This is a genomic window from Microbulbifer hainanensis (assembly GCF_014904735.1).
Lineage (GTDB): Bacteria > Pseudomonadota > Gammaproteobacteria > Pseudomonadales > Cellvibrionaceae > Microbulbifer > Microbulbifer hainanensis.
The window spans coordinates 44,616-61,916 of sequence record NZ_JACZCR010000054.1 but is presented as its reverse complement, the minus strand read 5'-3'; the positions used below and the strand labels follow the sequence as shown (position 1 = coordinate 61,916).

The window sequence follows — 17,301 nt, the reverse complement described above, 5'->3', positions numbered from 1 at the left end:
CGCGTACTAGTCACAAAACCCTGGTATCTGACTGGCAGAAAGCCTTGCTTTCCTTCCGCGCGTATTGGTCGCAAAACCCGCTCATGCGCATATTGGTGACGAAATTAGCCTTCGTACAAAAAAGGGGCCATTGGCCCCATGTATAGCTTTAGGCGACTTTGCCCCTGCTGGGACTTTCCAGCCCCTCAAGTTCCCGGTCGCGCTTTTCATAGCGAACTAGCCACTCTTCGCTGGTCTGCTCCTTTGGTGGCTTATCGGTATAGATAAGGGGAGAAGGGCTTCCCTTATCACCGTAATACCGTAGTTTTCAGGTCCCGTAGCTGGAACCGCCTCCATGCGCCGTGGCTGTTGGGCTGGGGGCGGGTCCTTACCTGTCGCTTATTGGCCAAAGAGTTTGGTATTCGTTTGGCTATTTGGTCGTGGGTAAGCGATAGCGCGGTCAGTGTCGTCGCCTCGATGCGCTCACCATCGCCACCTTGTGAGAGATTGCCTGTTAAGAAAATGCGCTTCAACTTGCCGAGGTACTGCCAGTAGTCGCTACGGCTCTTTTCCTGTTTGAGGCCGGCTCGCCGCCAGAACTTCAGGAACTCGGACTGCCAATTCTAAATCTACCCTTAGGTAGAGGATTGCCGGCCTGCAGATTTTTCGCAGTGTGCCGCTGCCACTGGCGAACGCCGGCACCGAGCGCGACGCGCTGGCCTTTCCAGAATCTGGCACAGTGGTTGAATTGGCCTTTGCTTTTGGCCAGCCTAATCAGCCATTTATCCGCACTGTATTGAGTCGCGGTGTGGGCGTGCCCGCGATCGATCGCGATGAACAGTTGTGGCAACAAAGCGAAGCGGTGCGGCAAAAAATCGATGCCGGCGGCCATTGGCTACGCGAAACCCTCGGCGATATCCAGGAAGATTCTCTGCGCCGCATTCTATCGGCGGCGGAAAACCTGGAAGCCTACGGCACCGAACATAAACAGGTGCGCGAACATTCCGTGGAAGAAATCGCCGGGGCAAAGATCATCGAAGCCCTGGGCGCGCTGCGTTTGTTAAGCGGTGGCACTCTGAACGTGTCGGCCCTGGATAATTTGAACCTGACAACGGCGTCCGATATCAACAGTACTGCCGGACGGGATTTGAAAGAGCGTGTGGGCAATGTGCGCGATTCCTTGGCGAAACCGCGGCAAGAGGTGAAGGTGGAGGTGGAGGATGGAGGCACCCTGTGGCTGGGCAGTGAAACGGTAAACGTGCTGCAAGTGCTGTCGGATCTGATATCCGTGGTGTCGTCATTGGCTGGAACGCTGAAAAGCCATAGCCACGCTGTGAATGGAGCGCCGCCTGATCAACAGTCCGAAATCGGTGAGAACCAAGGTGATGCTGATTCCCTTAACTCTTCTCTAATTGAATTGATTGGTTGATTAATAACCACTATTTGTCTGGCTAACACATAGGATTTAGTTGGACCATTCTCGCTAATGTGCCAAGCTTATAGCTAAGTGGTTGATTTATAAAGATCTTTCAGATTTCGGTTATCTATACTGTAAATTGCTACGGACTGGGCCAATATCTATATCCGTCTTAGCGAAATAGCTTGTAATTTATAACCCCTTGTTTCCGCGGAGCTTATCCATAAGAATTAATCGATTTTTTTTAATTGGACGGTCAACTGCGTGTACTGATTCAGTTCGTTTGATAAAACTAAATACATGGCAGTTAAAGGAGAATTAAAGACAATGAGTGACTTGGAAGATATTTGGGAAGCAACGGATAAGGGTATTCTAACCAGTAAGCGTTTGGTCCCATATGTGGAGTACGAAGCTGGATACTCCCACCATGACCTTCCGCCTCTTTATCGAGTTAGAGAAAGGTTTGTGAAACATTTTTACGGCGTACGCTCTTGCTCGGATCGAGACGTGGCCGATTCAAATGCTAAAGAGTTACTTGAAGAGTTTAAGAAAGTCTCTATTCGATACAATCCAGAATTAGAAGTTGTTCGATCGGGATGGGTAGAGGGAGAGCATTACTGGAATAATAATGGGGGGCGCTGGGGGCAGGCAAGAAGTTGCCATGGTTTTGTCAGCAGTGCTTTCTATGTTGATTTTCGACGTCCGGATAATTTGAGTGATTTTGTAGTAAATGTACAAAAAGATTCTCAAGATGATGATACGGGTAGCTGTAGGTAGCAACATTAGCAAGCATCTCAGGGCCTTCATGATAGTTTTCCGGCTACGCATCAATACGGGTTTTTAGCATTAGGCAATCGCCAGATAGGATTGATAAGTGGAATTAAAAGAATTCGTAAAAAATACATTAGTTCAAATCGTTGATGGCGTCATAGAGGCCGAGCGTGAGCTAGATCAGAAGGGCGCAACGGTTAACCCTGTGGGAGGCTATTTTGATCAGAAGCAGGTTGGTGGCCGTACTTGGAGCTTCGAAGATGGGATTGCTGAAGTGGTAGATTTTGATGTTGCTCTGACAAGTTCTGAAAAGGAAGGGACTACTGCTGGTATAGGAGTGCTCTTGGGTAGTATTAATTTGGGTGCTAAAGGAATGTCTGAGGAAGCGCTATCGTCAGTGACGAGAATAAAATTTAGTGTGCCAGTGCTGCTGCCGAAAGGTAAGACGCTTGTGAGAGGGTAGGCGCATGGAGGGATGAAATAGCACCGGTAGATATTTAGAGAATTTTTAGTGCGCAATTTTTTGTAATTGGACGATCATTGGAGCGTAATGATGGCACGTGTAATGAAGGGTGGATCAGGTCCTAATAAACCTAACACAGGTATAGGCAAGGGTGGTTCAAGAAATATTGATAAAGGCAAGGATAGCCGTCCGGGTGATAAAGTCCGAGGCAATAACGAGACGACTTTGAGTACTGGTCCCAGAGGGCCGCGGAATGATAGAAATGGATCATGAGGCTGAGTGACTACAGACAGACTTACTATGATATTTCCGGAATTTCGAGTTCGGTAACGCGGCAGGTGGCCTTTGCGGGTATCGCTTTAGTCTGGATATTCAATAATAAATCTGGCAGTAATGTTACCCTGCCTGAGCCACTCTTGTGGCCAACACTTTTTCTTATAGCTTGTTTGGCGTGTGATTTGCTGCAATATATTGCAGGTTCGGCGATTTGGGGATTATTTCATCGAGTGAAAGAAAGGCAGGGAACTCCTGAAGATGAAATATTGAAAGTTCCTGTTTACTTGAATTGGCCATCAATTTCGCTTTTTTGGTGTAAGCACATATTTGTTCTGTTCGGCTACTTTGGACTTTTTAATTTTGTGTATGGCGCTATCAAGTTTAGTAGTTGATGCTGCTCTGAAACGACGATGTTCGGTAGCCTTTATTGAAATTTTGGGGGTAAGAAATGGCGCTTTTCTTGCGAGATATTCACCTTTCTAACGTTAAAGTTACAGAGGATGTTTTAACTCAATTGTATGAGGTGTTCGTAAATCGAGCCCAGCCATTAATAGAGTCTGCTGACCAGCAAGGAAGGGAAGACAAAAAACCTATTGTGTTTTCTGTGATCCGCTTTGATGAGAAAGGTTACCGAGTGTTCAGCTTGGGTGATTTATTGCTCCATTTTAGGAGAGCTAAGAGCGTCGAGCGAGTTATTATTACTATTGAAACTGGTGAGAGTTTGCAGAGTGGAAGGGGGCTTGGCGAGCACTTAGAGGTAAGATTTGACAGGATGGACGATAAGCTGTGCTATCTATCAGTAACTGCCGATGATTCAGATTGGGTTGAAGCATCTTATTCTTCTGTATTAGAGGTTGTTAATAAAAATAAAACAAAAAATGGATGGGCTCGCTCAGGCTGGAGCACTTTAATAATTCAGCTATTGGGCTTAATTACGGGTTTTGCACTTAGTTTGTGGGCGGCGCTAAAAATTTCACCAAGTTTAGCTATTGAAAATGCATTTATTATAACGTTTTTCTTCGCTCTGTTAGTGTTTTCAAATGCATGGGGTTACGTCAACTCTATAGTTTTATCCTGGGTGCATAGATTGTTTCCCAATGTATATTTCTACCGTTCTGATATAGATCGAATTGATTGGTTACTGCAAGCCATAATTGGTGGTATTGCCACGGCGCTTATGTTGTACCTTCTTAGTGGTGTATTTACATTTATCGGGAGTATCCTGAGTTCTTTACCGAAGTAACTTTTCTGTAAGAAGGTGCTAATTGAGGCGTATTCTCTTGGGTAAATTCTGGCGGCAGCTAATAGAAGCTTGACATTTTTCTGTGCGGGTGCCTTATACTGTATAAATGTACAGTTTTTAGTGATCTATGAAACCGAGAGTCATAATTTTCGATGGCGAACCAGTGGAGATCCGGCGCGTGCGGTCACGCCGTTTTGACTGTGGGACCGTGTACGAAATTTTTTTCCCAAACTTTGCGAATTTATATGGGGCGCGTTCGCACATATCGGCGTGGTGTGATTTACGTGATGAAATTACTGGTCGGTTATCTCAATTTCGGGCTATTGAAAGTAATATGAGCTGGTTAGCTAACCGTCACGAAGGCCATTGATTGGACGCACGTGTCGTATTTCCCCTAACGTTTGTCGTAAAATTTTAAGGAGGTGTGTATGGCAAAGGAAGAGTTCGGACAAGACACGCGACCAAGCCTACGCGGCCGCGATTGATGCCGGCCGGCCGCAGAATCAGGAAACGGTGGCTACTCGCTCAACTGCGGAGCCTTCAGCCTTTGAAAGCAGCCTGGCCCAGCTGGAACGCCTAGCAAAGCTACGCGAGTAAGGGGCGCTAACAGACGACGAATACCATGAAGCGAAAAATCGAGTGATGGACACCGTGTAGGGTATCGGTCGCTACCAAAATAGCCGGGCGCCGTCCTGGCTTTTTTTGTGCAGAAAATGAATACGCGCGGGGGCGAAATTCACTCCTCCCCACGCCTGCAGATTTTGGGCCTTATTTGAGGCGAAGAAATGGCAATGTGGCTTCGTGTGCCGCGGTTCCTGGGCCTTTGCGCTTTTGCAGTGTGCATAAAAGGAAGAAAGAAGAAGAGCCGCGAAAGGAGTTTGCAGAGGCCAAATCTGGCCGATGTTAGATGCCATGCGGTATTGGGAGATGGGCGGCCGTAAACGAAAAGATGCCGCTGTGCCAGGTGCCGACCGCGAACAGCGTTGACACTTTGTTGCCACACTCGCGGGATTTTCACTTATCAGAATTTTGCGAAGTTCGCTAAACCCTTGATTTTGTTGGTCAGAGGCCGGACTCGAACCGGCACGCTTTTAAGGGCGGGGGATTTTGAAGCCCCCGGGAAGCCTCCAGGAAGACGCAAGTTGGGCGCCATACCACCATAAATCAATAACTTACGGCTGAATCGTAGCTGGTTGGGGCGCGTTTCTACACGTTTGCGTTGACACTTTGTTGACACCTTTAGAGATTAAGGGGGGGGGGCATTTCGCTGCGTAGTTGTGAGATAGACAGTGTCGCTTTAGCTATGTATTTGGTGTTCAAAACCAGAGTGGCAGAATGCTGAATCTTTAGTAGTCTAATTTTATTGGCTGTAATTTTGTAATAGTTTTTGTTTTAATCTGGTGTTCCCCAGCATATTTCTGCCAAAGCGATCTATCTTGGTGTGGCGCACTACTCCGGAAGCGTCGGTAGCATACTGAGAGTCAAAAAACGGCTGTAAGGTACCTAGTTGATTGATTTTCCCATTGTGACTCTTATTATCGATCTATTCATATCAGCAATATCCAGTTCCTACCCACCAGCTCCAGCTTTCGTTGGTTAAAAAATAATCATGAACTCAACCTTAAGAATCCTATCAGTAGTAGTTGGTTCAATTAGTTTTGTAAGCTTTATTCAGTACCTTTGTAATGTTGATGTATTCACAGCGGCAAATGACTTTTTGCAATACTACCGAAATGTGTTGAATGCCTTATTTGGGTGGCCCGCGAAGTTATTTGGTGTAACTTTCCCTCAGCCACTCATGGATATGTGGGCATTATCTTTTGTCGGCGCAGGAGCTTATGTGCGAACGGGCAATATAGAGCATTCACGAATGCTCAGGAGTTTCCCGGCTTTTACGTCCAACTCTTATTGGAAGCTTTGGCTCTTCTTTGTATTTGGTATTTCGGGTTTAGGTGTCGCGATTTTGCTGATGGCTTTGGCTCCGTCAACCTACGTTGATGCCTTTAGTGAAGAGCCGCAGGACTTGTCTCGGGGGGCGGCTAAAAATGTGGCGGTGATACTTGGTGCAACGTGTGTATTTTATATGTTTAACGCGTTCGTTCCACCTGGGTGAGTTGGCGATATTATAGGGGTTTTGATTTTCGCCGAAAAGAATGTTGGCTTCATGGTTTTAGGAGCGGGTATGGATTTAAAAATAGTTGCTGTAATTATTGGTGTTGTGGGCGCCCTCTTAGGTGTCTACTTGCGTGAATACATACAGTCTAGGAATGAAAAGCGTAAAGCAATAGCAGTATTGCGGTCTAATTTATTTTTGTTTATCGAAAAGGTGCAAAGTAACGAACACCTGAGTAAGTTGGTGATCGCGGGGTCAATACTTGATGACCGTTATTTGGAGTCTTTGGTTTCGGGTGATGATAGTAGTTACAAAGATTTTTTGCGAAAAATAGAAAGTATTGAGGAAAAAGCGAATACTGAAGAAATTTTATCTGATGATGAAGTTTTAAGTTTTTGTAAAAAAGTTAAGTCTCTCTCTGTGAGAGAAGTTGATCTTATTTTGGATGAAATAGACCGCTTGCGAGAGGATGTGGATCATGGAACATTTATTATCGGTAGGTCAAATATTGACAAGCTGGATGTGAAAATGATTCATAGGGTTCTTCAGGTTAAGCGTAAAGTACTTGATGTGTTAATTACGGCGAAGTTAGGTTTGGCTGGCGTATATGAGCGTGAGAATATTGAACCAACATATATAAAAACTCTAATGCTTGGCGCTTTGAAAGAGAGTGTGATTGCTTGTAGGCATATCTTGCCACTTATGAAAATGTGTAATGAAGAGCTTTCGCGTTAACTATGTGGTTAGTCGATAAACCTGTACTTGGGAAAGATGGCGAGATCAAAAAAGTATTCGACTGATGATGTCGATAGGCTAAAGGTTTATTTTCCGAGGGAAACTAGGAGGCAGAGACTTTCTGACCTCCGTTGCTCTCGGTTTGGTCGTTTGCTTGTTGTTGCTTTTGCTGGGACTGAGAAGGGACATAGGTATTGGTTCTGTCAATGCGACTGCGGGAATATAACAAAAGTTGCGGGGGTAAATTTAAGGGGATCTAAAACTAAGTCTTGTGGTTGCGTATTAAGGGAGGGTGGGCGACAGAATCGTTATATTCCAGATGGGGTAAGTCGAAAGTGGAAAGGGAAGGTGCTTCCGCCCTTTTATTCTGATTCGGCTAGTTTTTATAAGAGAAAGACAGGGTTTGATAAATCATTGCCTGGTTTTTTGTACCTACAGGGAGTGCAAGGAAAGGGGGAGAAGTTTTTTAAGTTTGGGGTCTCTAATGACTGGCCGGAGAAAAGAACAGCGGCGATCAACGTTGACTCCCCTTATCTCCATACTCTTGTCGAGTGGTGGTGTTTTGAAGTCGGTGGTGCTGCGCTTGATTTAGAGACCGCTTGCAAAAGGGAGTTCAAGATGTTTCTGCCGAAAAGAAGGTTTGACGGTAGGACAGAAACATTTTCTCGTGAGCAAGTAGCCATCTTCTATCAGCTGGTTAAAAAAGCTGTTGTTAAGTCTCAGGGGAGAGTCACTCAGTGGAGGGGTGAAAAATTGCAGCGATTTGTAAGGTGTATGGAGGTCACGCAATAAGCTTGGTTCTATGAGGTCGGGGCGGTCAAAGAAGTCTTGGAAAATCTTATAGAGTAGCTTTTAGATGGGGCGACAAAACTAGCTACTTCACGGCCTAATGTTGAGTGGCGCAGAAGTTGCGTTGACACTTTGTTGTCACTTTGGGAGAAAATGAGGTATCAAAGGGGTTGAAGAAAGTCTTCTAACCCCTTGATTTTATTGGTACCAGAGGCCGGACTCGAACCGGCACGCTTTTAAGGGCGGGGGATTTTGAATCCCCTGTGTCTACCAATTTCACCACTCTGGCAGTTGTTCGAGGCGCGTGGTTTGGTGTGCCTCAGTAAGGGGGACGATTATAGCGATGGACCGGGGCCGGTCAACCGGATTTGGCGGTGGGGCGGCTTTCCGGTACTCTTCGCGCCCATTCCGTGACCACCTAAACTGAAGCCATGCGCCGCCAGGATTTCCACTTCAATCTGCCCGATGAGCTGATAGCCCGCACGCCCACCAAAGAACGCCGCGGGAGCCGCCTGCTGTGTCTGGACGGGCCCAGCGGTAGGCTGGAGCACAAGCAATTTGCCGAACTGGCGAACCTGGTGGAGCCCGGGGACCTGCTGGTATTCAACGACACCCGGGTGATCCCAGCGCGGCTGTTTGGCCGCAAGGCCAGCGGCGGCAAACTGGAGATCCTGATCGAGCGGGTGCTGGATGAGCGCAGGGCACTTGCCCATATCCGTTCAAGCAAATCCCCCAAACCGGGCTCTGAAATCCTGCTGGAAGACAATACCGCACTGGCGATGGTGGCGCGCCACGAGGCGCTGTTCGAACTGGAATTCCCGCAGGAAGGGGTACTGGCGGTGCTGGAGCGACTCGGCCACATGCCGTTGCCTCCCTATATCGACCGGCCCGACGAGGAGTCGGACAAGGAGCGCTACCAGACGGTCTACAGCCGCAACGCCGGCGCCGTGGCGGCGCCCACCGCGGGCCTGCATTTTGATGACGAGATGCTGGCGTCCCTGCGTGACAAGGGCGTGGAGACCGCATTCGTGACCCTGCACGTTGGCGCGGGCACCTTCCAGCCGGTGCGGGTCGACGATATCTTCGAGCACCAGATGCACAGCGAAGTGCTGCACGTGCCGGAATCCGTGTGCCGTGCCGTGGCCGACTGTCGCGCCCGCGGCGGCCGGGTGATAGCGGTGGGCACGACGAGCGTGCGCGCGCTGGAGAGTGCGGCGGCAATGGCCGAAAGCGCCGGTCTGGCCGAGGGCGAGCTGGCCCCGGCCACCGGTGAGACCGATATCTTTATCTACCCGGGCTACCGCTTCCGGGTGGTGGATCGCCTGATCACCAATTTTCACCTGCCGGAATCGACGCTGATGATGCTGGTCAGTGCCTTCGCCGGCTACGAGCAGACAATGGATGCCTACCGCGAGGCGGTGGCACAGAATTACCGCTTTTTCAGTTATGGCGACGCCATGTTGATCAGCCGCAATCCCGATGTGAGTGGTTGGTAACCACTCATAGCGTTTCGATTGCGCACACTACCTAGGAGTTTCCCTTGAGCCGCCAGTGCTTCATGCAGTTTGAATTGGATACCACCGATGGCAAGGCCCGCCGCGGGCGCCTGCGCTTCCCGCGCGGGGTGGTGGAGACCCCTGCGTTTATGCCGGTGGGAACCTACGGCACCGTCAAAGGCATGTTGCCGCGGGACGTGGAGGCCATCGGGGCGCATATCATTCTCGGCAATACCTTCCATCTTATGTTGCGCCCGGGCACCCAGGTGATCGAGGAGCACGGCGACCTGCATGACTTCATGCAGTGGTCTGGCCCCATCCTGACCGACTCCGGAGGCTTCCAGGTGTTCAGTCTGGGGAAGATGCGCAAGATCACTGAAGAGGGGGTTTCCTTCAAATCGCCGGTGGACGGCAGCCCGGTGTTCATGGGGCCGGAAGAGTCCATGCAGGTGCAACAGTCGCTGGGTTCGGACATCGTGATGATCTTCGACGAGTGCACGCCCTATCCGGCCACCACCGATGAGGCGCGCAAGTCGATGGAATTGTCGCTGCGCTGGGCCGATCGCTCCAAGAAAGCCCACGGTGACAGCCCGTCGGCGCTGTTCGGTATCGTGCAGGGCGGCATGTACCCGGAGCTGCGGGATATCTCCCTGCGCGGCCTCACCGAAATCGACTTCGACGGTTACGCGATCGGAGGCCTGTCGGTGGGTGAGCCGAAGGACGAAATGATCAAGGTGCTCGACCACCTTGCCCACAAGATGCCGGCGGACAAGCCGCGCTACCTGATGGGCGTGGGCAAGCCAGAAGATATCGTCGAGGCGGTGCGTCGCGGTGTGGATATGTTCGATTGCGTGATGCCTACGCGCAATGCCCGCAACGGCCACCTGTTCACGTTCGATGGCGTGGTCAAGATCCGCAACGCCGTGCACCGCCACGATACCGGGCCGCTGGAAGAGGGCTGCGACTGCTATACCTGCGAGCACTTCTCCCGCAGCTACCTGCATCACCTCGACCGCTGTGGCGAGATCCTCGGATCCCAGCTCAATACCATCCACAACCTGCGCCACTACCAGCGGCTGATGCAGCGGCTGCGCGATGCCATCGCCGCCGGTGAGCTGGAACAGTATGTGGCGGAGTTCTACGGCCGCCTGGGCCGCGAAGTGCCACCGCTGGCGGGCTAGCGCGGCCCGGTTTGCGCCTGCCGCTTGCCCCTGTACGTCCGGTCACATTTGTACCGGGAAGGGATCCCCGTATAATCGGCCCCCGATTCGGGAGCGGTTGGCCCGCCTTGCAAACAGGGCTGCGCGCCCGCATATCCTCCGACATTGTCGCAATGCGCATGCGGCACAGGGACGTCAATCCGCCGGTTGAGGCCGGTGCCGGCGCGCCGGCGGAACCGCGCACTTTTGCGTTTGGCGGTGGTCAGATGCCCGGAAGTGCCGTTCAAAGGGCGCACAGATCGAGGGGTTCGGGACGAATTCATCGGTTGACCAGAATAGATACAGGCCCGCGGGCCGAGAACAAAACAATGAGAGCAGCATGAATCGCTACCCCGTCTGGAAGTACCTTCTGATTCTCGTCATCGTGGCCTTCGGTTTTATCTACGCCGCGCCCAACCTCTACGCACCGGATCCCGCCGTGCAGATTTCCGGCCAGTCCAGTGCCATGACGCTGGGACCGGATGTCCTCGAGCGGGCGGAGAAGGTGCTGGACGACGCGGGAATCGAGTATTTCGGTGGCGAAGTCGGTGAAAAATCCGTTCTGCTGCGGCTCAAGTCCATCGAGCAGCAGTTGCCGGCCAAGCGCGCCATCCAGGAAGCACTGGGCACCCAACAGTATGTCGTGGCCCTGAACCTGGCCTCGACCACGCCAGAGTGGCTGAGTGAACTGGGTGCCAGCCCGATGAAGCTGGGTCTCGACCTGGCCGGTGGTGTGCACTTCCTGATGGAGGTGGATACCAATTCCATCGTCAAGACGAACCTCGAGAGCTACGCCCAGGATGTGAAAGCCAAACTGCGCGCGGCCAAAGCACGCTACCGCAGCGTGGATCTGGTGGATGACCGGGAAATTGTCGCGCGCTTCCGCAGCGAAGATCTGCGCAGCCTGGCCATGTCGACCATGCGCAAGGAATTTCCGCAGCTGCAGCTGCAGGAAGCGGGCAGCGGCAACAACCTGGAAATCCGTGCGACCCTGACCCAGCCGGAAATCAAGCAATTGCAGGATTACGCGGTCAGCCAGAACCTCACGACGCTGCGCAACCGGGTGAACGAGCTGGGCGTAGCGGAACCGATCGTGCAGCGCCAGGGCCGCAACCGTATTGTGGTGGAGCTGCCGGGTGTCCAGGACACCGCCGCGGCCAAGCGTATCATCGGTAAGACAGCCAACCTGGAATACCGCATGGAGGCCCGTCCGGACACTCTGGTGACCAACAAGGAGTACTTTGAGTACCGCAACGAACAGCAGCGCGCGGCCTACGGCGGTGCCTGGCTGGAGCGCAAGGTCATCATCAAGGGCGACCGGGTCACCAATGCCCGCGTCGGCTACGACGAGAACGGCTTCCCGCAGGTCAATATCACCCTGGATTCCCGCGGTGGTGAAATGATGCACCGCGCTACCTGGAAAAATGTCGGCCGCCGTATGGGCACCCTGTTTATCGAGAGCCGCTTTGTGCCCGAGACCAAGATCGATGCCGAGGGCAACAAGACTGTTGTGCAGAAGCGGGTCGACGACAAGAAGATCATCAGCTTGGCCACCGTACAGAGTGCGCTGGGCAAACAGTTCCGTATCACCGGCCTCGATAACCCGGCCGAAGCCCAGGAACTGGCGCTGCTGCTGCGCGCCGGTGCCTTGGCAGCTCCTATGTACTTCGTTGAGGAGCGCGTGATCGGGCCGTCACTCGGTGCGGATAACATCGACGTGGGTATCACGTCGGTGAAGATCGGCATGCTGGCGGTGGTGATCTGCATGTTGCTGCTGTATCGGGTATTTGGTCTCGCGGCGAATATCGCCCTGGCCATGAACATGGTGCTGCTGGTGGCGGTGATGTCGATCATCGGCGCGACCCTGACCCTGCCGGGTATTGCGGGTATGGTGCTGACCATCGGTATGGCGGTGGATGCCAACGTGCTGATCTTCTCGCGAATACGGGAGGAACTGCGCAACGGGGTGCCACCACAGTCGGCAATCAGTGCCGGCTTTGACAACGCCTACAGCGCAATCGTGGACGCGAACATCACCACCCTGATCGTGGCGGTGATTCTGTACGCAATCGGTTCCGGACCCGTACAGGGCTTCGCGGTGACCCTGTCGATCGGTATTCTGACTTCCATGTTCAGTGCCATTATGGGTACCCGCGCGCTGATCAATTTGTTCTACGGCGGTCGCCGTGTGCAGAAACTTTGGATTTAAGGCTTGGGGATTTAAGGGGACTGCAATGAGCGAGACCAAAGTAGAAAGCGGCAAAATTACCGAGTACATGGGCAAGCGCGTGTACGATTTCATGCGCTGGCGCAAGGTGGCCGCGGCGGTATCCATCGCGCTGGTGATCGGTTCGATCATCGCGCTGTCGATCAACGGCCTCAAGCTGGGGCTGGATTTCACCGGCGGTACCCAGATTGAAGTGGGCTACCAGCAGGCGCCGGAACTGGAGAAAGTGCGCGACCAGCTGGAAACAGCGGGTTTTGAAGGTGCCTCGGTGGTGCGGTTTGGCTCGGACAACGAACTGCTGATAAAGCTGCCGCCGAAAGTGGCCGCGGAGCAGGCACAGCAGAATGCGCGTGACGAAAAAGCGACCCAGTCGGTGGGTGACAAGGTTGTGGCGATCCTGAGCCAGGGCAGCGGTAGCAAGGTAGAGCTGCGCCGGGTGGAAATGGTCGGTCCGCAGGTCGGTGAAGAGCTGCGCGATGACGGCGGCCTGGGTATGCTGTTCGCGCTGGTGGTGGTGATGGCCTACGTGGCGTTGCGCTTCCAGTACAAGTTCGCTGTGGGCGCCGTTGTGGCCCTGATCCACGACGTGATTATCACGCTGGGCTTTTTCTCTTTCTTCCGGCTGGATTTTGACCTGACCGTGCTGGCCGCAGTGCTGGCGGTGATCGGTTACTCGATCAACGACACCATCGTGGTGTACGACCGGGTGCGGGAGAATTTCCGCCGGGTGCGTAAATCCGACCCGGAAGAAATCATCAATATTTCCCTGAGCCAGACTCTCGGCCGTACCCTGATGACTTCCTTCACCACCTTGCTGGTGCTGTGGGCACTGCAGTTCTTCGGTGGTGAGCTGATCCACAACTTCTCGCTGGCGCTGATCGTGGGGATCGTGGTGGGTACATACTCTTCCATCTACGTGGCGGTCAACATGATTATGCTGATGCGGGTCACCAAGGAAGACCTGATGCCGCCGGTGAAAGAGGGAGCCGAGCAGGACGAAATGCCCTGAGGCACGTCGCGGGGTGAGGTATCACTTACCCCGCGCAATCGCGCGGTTCAGGCCGGTCACTAAAGCGGTTGGAGGTTAAGCGCGGGGTTTTTTGCCGAGAGTGATGTGTTTGGGCCCGGAAGTGTTGGTCTGGCCGCTCACCCCCTTGGGAACCTGCTGAATTTCACCGCCGGAAGCGAGGAAGGCCTGCACCTGTTCCTCGATACTTTCACGGGTTTCCACCGAGGTGGGTTGCTTGCGTTTGGAAGCAGTGGTTGCTTTTTTGGCCACAATATTTATCCGATTTCTACGTGAACCGGGTATTCTACAGGGTTTTGGATAAAAAATCACCCATTTGCCGTCGGATTGCCCGTTTTCCACTTCCCAGCCGCTGTTTTTCCCTATTTCTGTCTGGCGCGTTCCATAAAAAAACCCGGTAATTCTGCCGGGTTTTCGCTTTGCGGTAGCGCAGGGTCGGGACTATTAGCAACTGACCTTGTTGGACAGGCGCCACAGCCACAGACACAGAACCAGCAGGATCACAAAAGCGAGAGCGCTGGGCCACACTGGCACGATGGCGCCATCGACGAGTACTTGGGGCTGCGCGATCAGTCGCCACAACTGACCCAGTGACATCAGCCCGAAGAGCATGCTGGAAAGGCGCAGCCCGTATTTGGGGGAGTTCATGCTTTACCTCCTCGCGCACGGAAAGCCTCCGCTACCGGCAGATTGTAGTGTTGTGCGGCCGCGATTCCCGCGGCCGCACAAACGGGGGACTAAAAGACCCTTTTTTTCAGGGGCAGGCCCCGATTTCCCAGGTAAATCCGTCAGTGCTGTGTAGCGTGTTCAGGCCCCAGGTGGAGCCGGGCATGGCGTCATCGCTGCCATTGGCAAAATAGTCGGGGGCGAGAGCGTTACCTGTGCTGTACGCGCGGCCCGCGGTCTTGTGGTAGTAATTGTAAGTCGACTGCTCGGTACAGCTGCCGCTTCCGCCACTGCTGCCGCCGCTACTACTGCTACTGCCACCACTACTGCTTCCACCACCGCTTCCACCGCTGCTTGAACAGGTGACCTGCGGGCCGACGCAGGAGGCATCGTCATCGCGCCACTGGCACTGGCCGGCGCCAACGCTGTATTCATCCAGGCGGAACGGATCGGTGCTGTATTCCAGATAGCAATTGGCGTAGTTGGTGTAATCGAGGCGACCAGCGGAGATGTGGTTGTCGAGTGTCGCAGTGACGCCCGCGTCGACAGTGAAGGAGGCGCTGGCGGTACTGGAGAGGCCGGCCAGGTCAGTGGCGGTGACCTGGGCACTGCCGCTGCCACCGGGCAGGTCGCACTGCTCGGCGCTGAAGTCGGTGCCCACTACGGCGGCGGGAACATCGCCGTTGGAGAAGGTCACGACGACCGAGTCCAGATCCTGGTTTTCATCGACTACCGTGCCACTGACGGTGACGCACTGACCATTGGCTTGCGCCGCAACGTTGCTCAGTGCCGGCGCGGTAGCGGGAGGCTCTGGCCCGACACGTACGGTGGTGGTGTAGACCTCACCCTGAGCGCCGTCATTGTCGGTGGCCACAACGGTGACCACGTAGAGGTCATCCGCCAGTGCGGCGCTCGTCAGGGAAAAAAAACCGTTACCGTCGACACCTCCGCTGACGCTGCTGTCACTGTCGCCATCGAAATCCGCTTCCACGCTGGTGACACTGCCTTCGGCGTCGGTTGCTGTGCCGCTGACGAGGATGCGGTCGCCGCTGGTGGAGGTCTGTACATCGCTGAGTACCGGGCCCTTGTTGCGGTCCACACGCTTGTTGTTGTCGACGAAGAACTGGCCCAGATAGCGGGCGTAGTTGATGCTGGCATCGCTGATATAGCTGCCACTCGCGCCCTCTCCGCCAGACCAGGCGTGATCGACACCATTGAACCAGAGCATTGAGACGCGGCCGTCCTGCCACAGGGTTTCCCCGGCGGTACGGGTGCCCTCGGCAATGGTGTTGGTGCCCGCCAACTTGCTGACGCCGTAGAGCTCCGCCATGCCGTCAGAGTTCTGGGTGTTGTAGCACTGGTTTACGGTCGTATCGGCATCGCCCTGGGCGATGGAGGCGATCTGCGTATCGAAAAAGCTCGCGTAGCTACCCGCATAGGTGCTGCAGCGGCTGGCGACGTCGGCGGTTTCGCAGGGACCCAGGGCGCCATTGGAACTGGTGCCGATGCTGGGGCCGGCGCTGACACCCATGCCCGCGAATACATCCGGCGCCAGGCAGGCGGTGGTATTGGCAAAACTGGCACCGGACGACAAGCCGGCAATGTATACCTGGTCGGCATCGATACCGCGGGCGTTGTCGCCGGACAGGGCATTCGCCAGGTTGATCAGGTTATTGTAATCGCCGGCGGTACGGGACTTGGTGCCATCCCAGTAAGACCAGCAACTGTAACCGGCCTTGTTCATCGCATCCGGCACCGCCACGACCATGCCGAACTCCTCGGCGGCGTCTTCCAGGTTGGCGGTCAGGTAGTTGTCGATCGGCTGCACGCAGCCGTGCAGAACGATCAACAGGGCCTTGCCGTTACCGATCGGCGAGGCGCTGTCGGGGGTGTAAATATGAACATTATTGAAGCCGCCGATGGCGACATTCTGTTGCCAGCTGCCGGCGTGGCCGGCCGCGGCCGCGCAGAGCGCGACAGTCATGAGCAGGCAGCGGACGAGTCCGCGCCCGGGTTTCGGGGTCATCATCGCATTCACCATTATTTTTATTGGGGTTGAGCACCGATCAGCCTAGAAGGGCGGTGTGCTGCAGGGAATGCGACCTTGGTTGTAGCGCCCGGGGCGCCGCTCAAGGTGGGGGCGGCTTATTCGTCGCTGTCGGCAGGGGATTCTTCGACTGCGGGCAGCGGCCAGCCGCCCATTTCGCGCCACTTGTTGACGATGCCGCAGAAAAGCTCGGCCGTCTTTTCCGCGTCGTATTCGGCGGAGTGGGCGCTGCTGTTGTCGAACGCGATTCCCGCCACCTGGCAGGCCCTGGCCAGTACGGTCTGGCCGTAGGCGAGGCCGGCGAGGGTGGCGGTGTCGAAGCAGGAGAAGGGGTGGAACGGGTTGCGCTTGATGCCGCAACGCTCGACCGCGGCATTGATAAAGCCGAGATCGAAGTGCGCATTGTGGGCGACCATCACGGCGCGGGTGCAGCTGTGCTTCTTGATCGCCGAGCGGATCTTGCGGAACAGTTCGGGCAGTGCGATTTCCTCTGGCCACGCGTCGCGGTCGGGGGATTCCAGGTCGATGCCGATGAAGTCCAGTGCGGACTGCTCCACATTGGCACCCTCGAAAGGCTCCAGGTGGAAACTGTGGGTCTCGACCGGGAAAAGCCGGCCGTCCTCATCCATATCGAGAATAACCGCCGAGACTTCCAGCAGGGCATCCGTGCGCGCATTGAAACCACCGCTCTCCAGGTCCAGGACCACAGGCAGGAATCCGCGAAATCGCTGTGCCAGCAGGCTTTTGGGTCCGGTCGGTTCTTCGGCGGGGGTCACATGGATTCCTTAGATTATGGATGTGTGGCGGGGCGAGCCCGGTGGTTCAACCGGCGAGTCGCAAATTAAATCGCAGC

At 54.2% G+C, this 17,301-nt stretch carries 16 protein-coding genes and 1 tRNA gene; 12 read left to right on the top strand and 5 right to left on the bottom strand.

Annotation, left to right across the window (positions count from 1 at the left end; translation table 11 throughout):
- The first annotated feature begins 652 nt into the window (after window positions 1–652).
- From IG168_RS19370 to IG168_RS19335, 8 genes are all read left to right on the top strand, one after another.
- A complete protein-coding gene (locus IG168_RS19370; protein WP_193166257.1) occupies window positions 653–1,408 on the top strand; it encodes a hypothetical protein in 756 nt (251 codons plus the stop codon).
- Window positions 1,409–1,723: 315 nt separating this feature from the next.
- Window positions 1,724–2,173 (top strand): hypothetical protein, encoded by a 450-nt coding sequence (locus IG168_RS19365; RefSeq protein ID WP_193166256.1) that lies wholly within the window; start codon window positions 1,724–1,726, stop codon window positions 2,171–2,173.
- A gap of 97 nt (window positions 2,174–2,270) precedes the next feature.
- Complete coding sequence (locus IG168_RS19360) at window positions 2,271–2,630, top strand: hypothetical protein (RefSeq protein WP_193166255.1); 360 nt, start codon at window positions 2,271–2,273, stop codon at window positions 2,628–2,630.
- A gap of 269 nt (window positions 2,631–2,899) precedes the next feature.
- Window positions 2,900–3,298 carry a hypothetical protein gene (locus tag IG168_RS19355; protein ID WP_193166254.1) on the top strand — a complete coding sequence of 133 codons (399 nt, stop codon included), beginning with the start codon at window positions 2,900–2,902 and terminating at the stop codon, window positions 3,296–3,298.
- A 56-nt stretch (window positions 3,299–3,354) separates the two neighbouring features.
- A complete protein-coding gene (locus IG168_RS19350) occupies window positions 3,355–4,149 on the top strand; it encodes a hypothetical protein (protein WP_193166253.1) in 795 nt (264 codons plus the stop codon).
- A gap of 1,609 nt (window positions 4,150–5,758) precedes the next feature.
- Entirely contained in the window at window positions 5,759–6,262 is a 504-nt protein-coding gene (locus IG168_RS19345) for a hypothetical protein (protein ID WP_193166252.1), read from the top strand.
- Between the two features lie 69 nt (window positions 6,263–6,331).
- A complete protein-coding gene (locus IG168_RS19340) occupies window positions 6,332–6,997 on the top strand; it encodes a hypothetical protein (protein ID WP_193166251.1) in 666 nt (221 codons plus the stop codon).
- A 348-nt stretch (window positions 6,998–7,345) separates the two neighbouring features.
- Window positions 7,346–7,789 carry a GIY-YIG nuclease family protein gene (locus tag IG168_RS19335; protein ID WP_193166250.1) on the top strand — a complete coding sequence of 148 codons (444 nt, stop codon included), beginning with the start codon at window positions 7,346–7,348 and terminating at the stop codon, window positions 7,787–7,789.
- A 199-nt stretch (window positions 7,790–7,988) separates the two neighbouring features.
- Here IG168_RS19335 and IG168_RS19330 read toward each other — a convergent pair.
- A tRNA-Leu gene (locus tag IG168_RS19330) sits at window positions 7,989–8,075 on the bottom strand.
- A gap of 142 nt (window positions 8,076–8,217) precedes the next feature.
- Here IG168_RS19330 and queA point away from each other — a divergent pair.
- The 4 genes from queA to secF all read left to right on the top strand — a co-directional run bounded on the left by queA (window position 8,218) and on the right by secF (window position 13,717).
- Window positions 8,218–9,282 (top strand): tRNA preQ1(34) S-adenosylmethionine ribosyltransferase-isomerase QueA, encoded by a 1,065-nt coding sequence (queA, locus tag IG168_RS19325; protein ID WP_193166249.1) that lies wholly within the window; start codon window positions 8,218–8,220, stop codon window positions 9,280–9,282.
- A gap of 62 nt (window positions 9,283–9,344) precedes the next feature.
- A complete protein-coding gene (tgt, locus tag IG168_RS19320) occupies window positions 9,345–10,463 on the top strand; it encodes a tRNA guanosine(34) transglycosylase Tgt (RefSeq protein WP_193166309.1) in 1,119 nt (372 codons plus the stop codon).
- 358 nt (window positions 10,464–10,821) lie between these two features.
- The gene (secD, locus tag IG168_RS19315) at window positions 10,822–12,690 is read left to right on the top strand and encodes a protein translocase subunit SecD (protein WP_193166248.1); all 1,869 of its coding nucleotides are present in this window, start codon (window positions 10,822–10,824) and stop codon (window positions 12,688–12,690) included.
- Window positions 12,691–12,715: 25 nt separating this feature from the next.
- Entirely contained in the window at window positions 12,716–13,717 is a 1,002-nt protein-coding gene (gene secF / locus IG168_RS19310; RefSeq protein ID WP_193166247.1) for a protein translocase subunit SecF, read from the top strand.
- 75 nt (window positions 13,718–13,792) lie between these two features.
- On the opposite strand, the gene IG168_RS19305 is transcribed toward secF, so the two are convergent.
- The 4 genes from IG168_RS19305 to rnt form a co-directional block, all read right to left on the bottom strand.
- On the bottom strand, window positions 13,793–13,987 hold the full coding sequence (locus tag IG168_RS19305) for a hypothetical protein (protein WP_193166246.1): 195 nt from the start codon (window positions 13,985–13,987) through the stop codon (window positions 13,793–13,795).
- Window positions 13,988–14,179: 192 nt separating this feature from the next.
- Complete coding sequence (locus IG168_RS19300) at window positions 14,180–14,383, bottom strand: hypothetical protein (RefSeq protein WP_193166245.1); 204 nt, start codon at window positions 14,381–14,383, stop codon at window positions 14,180–14,182.
- Between the two features lie 106 nt (window positions 14,384–14,489).
- Window positions 14,490–16,430, bottom strand: coding sequence for an extracellular catalytic domain type 1 short-chain-length polyhydroxyalkanoate depolymerase (locus IG168_RS19295; RefSeq protein ID WP_226877159.1), 1,941 nt, complete (start codon window positions 16,428–16,430; stop codon window positions 14,490–14,492).
- A gap of 116 nt (window positions 16,431–16,546) precedes the next feature.
- Window positions 16,547–17,224 (bottom strand): ribonuclease T, encoded by a 678-nt coding sequence (gene rnt / locus IG168_RS19290; protein ID WP_193166244.1) that lies wholly within the window; start codon window positions 17,222–17,224, stop codon window positions 16,547–16,549.
- Between the last annotated feature and the right edge of the window lie 77 nt (window positions 17,225–17,301).